This is a genomic window from Bradyrhizobium genomosp. III (genome assembly GCF_000261705.1).
Lineage (GTDB): Bacteria > Pseudomonadota > Alphaproteobacteria > Rhizobiales > Xanthobacteraceae > Bradyrhizobium > Bradyrhizobium ottawaense.
In genome coordinates this window covers 1-4,796 of record NZ_AJQF01000530.1, presented here as the reverse complement: position 1 = coordinate 4,796, position 4,796 = coordinate 1, and the positions used below count along the sequence as shown (strand labels likewise).

General features: G+C 56.9%; 3 protein-coding genes. All 3 read right to left on the bottom strand.

The window, feature by feature from the left end; genetic code table 11:
• Positions 1–1,112: 2-aminoethylphosphonate--pyruvate transaminase (locus IC66_RS0140925; protein WP_038951289.1), on the bottom strand; the 1,112-nt coding region annotated here is incomplete at its 3' end.
• A gap of 1,746 nt (positions 1,113–2,858) precedes the next feature.
• The gene (locus IC66_RS49060) at positions 2,859–3,374 is read right to left on the bottom strand and encodes a NoeE-like protein (RefSeq protein ID WP_244442032.1); all 516 of its coding nucleotides are present in this window, start codon (positions 3,372–3,374) and stop codon (positions 2,859–2,861) included.
• 201 nt (positions 3,375–3,575) lie between these two features.
• A complete protein-coding gene (locus IC66_RS49055; RefSeq protein ID WP_011084869.1) occupies positions 3,576–3,923 on the bottom strand; it encodes a sulfotransferase in 348 nt (115 codons plus the stop codon).
• Positions 3,924–4,796: the final 873 nt, after the last annotated feature.

Sequence of the window (4,796 nt, the reverse complement as noted above, 5' to 3'; positions counted from 1 at the left end):
AGCTGCCGGTCTCCAACTGCCTGAGCCGGCATCTTTACGCGCGCGGCATATGCCTCTTGGTCCGGCGCCGGCCTTGCTGACCGGGCCTGACCGGACCGGAAATATGAACGAAAAGCGCATCCCAACCGCTCAATCCAGCTGGATTGGATTTCCCCAATGCAACCGACGCGAAAGCTTCGCGTCGCAAGGTGCAGCTTCGAGTAGACGTAAAGATTGTGGGCCGCCAAGTGGCGATACAGCCCATCGAATCCTTCCTGGTCTACTATGCCGGGCGGCGCACTGAACGCAACGCAGACCGGCGACTGCAACTCGGGGGACAGCAGCGGAGACACTGTCCCTTCGAGTTCCTTGATGAGGTCGTCTCTGACCTTCTCGTACCGGAAGCGTCTGGCATCAATGCTCTCCTCATGCAGAATCTTCAAAGCCATTGTCGTTGCCTGAACGATGTGGGTGGGAGGGGTCGACCGCCACTCACCCGTGCGCTCGAGCGAGCGCCATTGATCTCTCACATCGAGCACAAACGATCTCGGTTCTTGAGCCGCATTCTCCAGCAGCTCGCGCGACGCAATTACAAACGCTACTCCCGGCGGCCCTTCTATGCATTTGTTGCTCGATGTGACCAGTACGTCTGGTCCACGCTGGCTCAGATCGATATTGAGAGCGCCGAAGGAACTCATTCCATCAACGATGGTTTTTACGCCACAACGCCTCGCCTCTTCCACGATCTCTTGCAGAGGGTTGACGATTCCGGTTGTCGTCTCACAATGCACGAAACACAGGTGCGTAACGCCAGGATTTCGGCTCAGATACTCGCCGATTTCTTGCGGATCCAAAGGATCGGTTGCGCGCTTGACGAGCTTCAGCGCTTCGACCCCCCACAGCCGCAAAATTTGTAGAACACGCTCGCCATAGATGCCGTTTACGCAGACGAGCGGCCTGTCGGCTCGGGACACAAATGAAGAGAGGGCAGCCTCCATTGCAAAGGAGCCCCCTCCTTGAATGGGCACCACCGAATAGTCCTTAGCGTTTCCCAGCAAGTTGAGCATCAGCCGCCTCATGCAGGCGGTCACCTCCTTGAACTCGTCATCGCGAGATGCGAGATCAAGCTGCATCTGGCTCTTCACCGCCAACGATAGCGACAATGGACCAGGCGTCAGCAAAGAGCGCTGTCTTGTCAAACCATTCCTCCTACATTGTGTTCGTCGATGACCTGCCGTACGCGCGCCATCGCCCCGGAGGCGCGCGTATGCCTTCCTCATCGATAGCTTCGAATGAAGCGCCTTGAAACGCGGTCTCGTTTCGCGTCGACCGCTCCAAAAGGCCGCCGGATGACAACCTTCAATTTCTCATTGCGGATGGAGAGCAATCCTTCACAAAGCTCCCCGTTGATGCGTTTCAGACCTCCCAGATAGCCTTTTTGCGCTGAACGCTCGGGCGCAAGTGGGCGCCGACGCTCGCTCTCATCCAACTGTCACGCATGTGCAGGCTTGGGCGTGGTCGCCTCTGGCGCTATGAGGCGCCGGTCGGCCGGCGGTCTACCTGTAAGACTGCCCAGTCAGGCAAGCTTTGCCGCCAGAAAGGCGATGCAGCCTAGATCGTCGCGCCCGGACGATAGGCAGGCACACTCGATAGTCTTCGTTCGCAGCGGGTGTCCAATGCGTTTGCTTGGGACTTGATACATTTTCACTCCGTCGCTCGTGGAGGGATTGGGACGCACATAGCTGTCTGGGCGAGCTCGAAGATCGTACAACTTGACGTTACGGGCGTTTCAACCCTCTCCGGAATTTTTCTCGCGGGACTTTTTCCTCACGTACTCCCGTTTGGCAGCGACAAGTCGACGCAAGCAGCGGAGTACGAGGGATTCACAGCGAGGTTCAATAGTTTGAACGTTAGATCTGGATCGAGCGTGAGTATTCCGCGTGCGAGCGCGATTCTGCGGCGAAATGACGGGATCGTTCCGTTTACGTGCAATCCGGCCAAAAGAGCCATATGGAGGTACGAAGCTTCTCGGCAGCCCGGGCGAGATCCTACTGGATGCTGTGCATGACGGTTTAAACCTTCCGCCATAGCTGTTGTGTCACGTCATTGCGCTCGCAATGGAGCGGCGTTGGCAGCCCGCGGCGAGCCACACTTGATGGCGATCCAGCGATCTTGGATGCTTGCGCGAGCAGGAATCAGTTCGACACCTTTTGGCGAGCGGCCTTGTGACACAACATGTCGCCTCGATTTGCCGGGAGTACGTCGAGCCAAGTCCAATGAAGTTGCGCGCTTTATCTTGGAAGCGATTCCTGGGCTTTCAGCATCTCAGTTACTTAACGCCGCTTCGCCGCGGGACGTCTCACCGAGCGATATGGCGGCGGTGAGCGTGCGGTTTTACGGCGGTTCCAAGGCGTGGGCGGCGAGCAAAAGTTGCCGGCATCCCAGCGCTCGTTGCGCGCAACTACCTCGCCGATGAGGCACTCTGGTTGGACGACGGTCGCACTTCGTACTTGTCCTGCTCTCTCCTCTGCAGGCCGGCTCGTTGATGCGAGCTCGCGTCCGACGTGGTCTACGGGCGCGGTCGAGCACGCCAGCGGTTGACCAGAGCGGATCATCAAGTGATCATCTCTGTCGCTTGCCAAGGATGAGCTTCGCTTCCTTTTCGGCTGCGCCTATGGCGCCTTCATGGCGATCAACCAGGAAAGGCGGAACGGAGCATGACCCGAACACGCGGCGGGGCTTCGTAGCTCAGGATGGCGCATGTTCGTGACAGCATTGCCTCGCGATGCGAAGGTACAGGCCTACGCCGAAGGTATTCGCCGACGAGCGGCGGCCAAAAAGGGAAGAAAGCTTGCCAGACGTTACCATCGCCAGCGTCCTTAGGAGATGCTGAGGATCTGCTCAAGCCGCGGGACCTCCCCTCGCAACGTCTCGATAGCCACGTCTCGGTTCTCCGAAATGTTCAAAGCAGTGTGGACCGGCTCTCCAGCGTAAGATGAGCCGGGCAATCCTCCCGCATTGGTACTTCGCATATCCCACCAGGTGCGGAATATACGGCGATAGGGTTCAGTTACCTCCCGCCCCCTGTCTAGAACTCCGGATTTCTGGGCATGCAGCAGTTCCTGCTCATATCCGAGTTCCAGCAAAAGCTCGGCACCGACCAGATCGGTCACGGTTTGCATCTCCTCGACGCACAATTGAGATTGCCGTGATTTGACTGAGCTTCCGTGGATGGCGTTTCGTTCCACGTTTTTTCGATCCCCAAAGCTGCTGGCTTGAAGATAATCTGCTCGTCCTATGCTAGCCGATGCGACGCCATCTGGATCACAGCCGAGCCCTGTCAGTACACGTTGGATTTCCTCGTCCGGACGCGCCACGAGCAGTTCGTATTGCACCAAATGGGCCTGCGGGCGAGTACGTTGCTCGGCGAGCCTAGGAAGACCCAAAACCAAATCGGGGAGTGAAGATATTATGCCATCGGGCAGACGAAGCATGAGATCAGTGAGACTGGAAACGCTGACCGGCTGCGAGCTGTCTGCCCGCCATGGAATCCCAGGTCGATTTCAATGAAGCGGCGATGGCGTAGGGATTGCGCATCAGAAGGATGTGTGGCGCTTCTGGATAGACGGATTCAACAAAGTCAAGGACCGTCCATAGCGTGGTGTCTTATCTATGATGATGCGCTTACCCGCTTCTGCCAGATACTGATCGTATGCTGCTTCTGCAAAAGCGCGGCTAACGATCGCGCGGTCTATCCGTCCTAAGAATTCGGAGGTTGCGGCCTCAATCAGTGCGCTGCCCCCCGGATGGCGCCGATCCACCTTGCCAAACGCCTCGAGCGCCAACATTAACCAGGGTTCAGGCGGAGCCACAATGTCTGGATGGAGCTTCAGCAAATGAGCCAGGAGTGTGGTCCCAGATCGTGGAAGACCGAGAGAAAGCACACTCAGGTGAACGACCAAAACGTCCGCTTATCGTCAGGCGCTCGTGCTGGGCACGCGCCCCCCTGTCGGCGCTAGCTCGATTGGGCGAAGCAAAGCGAGCCGCCCGATCGCATGAGGACCAACAGCTTGCGTACAAAGCGACGAAACGACAGAATTTTGGCTGCTACTCATGACCTAAGACCCATTCACTTTGATCGGGCGGGATCACAGAAGGGTAACTGCAATCGCGCCTCCGATTGCTCGACCAATAGAACGAAATTAAGCAACTGCTCAATTGCAGCAAGATTGACTCGGATGTAGGAAGGTTGGAAAGAACTATACGGACGTTTGCCGAAGACCGCGCGAGCACATGGCAGGTTGCTACGTATGTAAATGCGACTGCACCTCGCTGATTCTCGGCATACTCCAAGACATTTCGGGATATGAGCGGAGTGCTGCAAAGAATCAGGTCATATCGCGGGGGTCACACTTGAGTGAGCGCCGCGGCTAGCCGGTCAACACATTGGATTATAGCTCCGGCCAACTTTCTTTCGACAAGCGCAATCGTCCAAGCCGCACGAAGTATTTGGGTTAGCGGATCCGCAACGTCGCTCTTCCCCTGACAGGGGCTAAGGAGGCTGAATGACGGACCTGATCCAACATGCCACGGGATAACGCGATCAGCAAGCGCGCTTGGCCGCGTCTCTACTCACGAAGACGAGATTTTTCCGCCGTTCATGTGGAACATCCTTGGTAGGGCTACGAGCAAGACAATGTCTTCAATGCCGATTATGAATCACGACCGGACATAACCTTTTAGACCAACACTTTCTAACAAAGTCCATCAATGAGGATGCTGGAGCTATGCGGGATTTTGGGTGACGAGGCGATCAG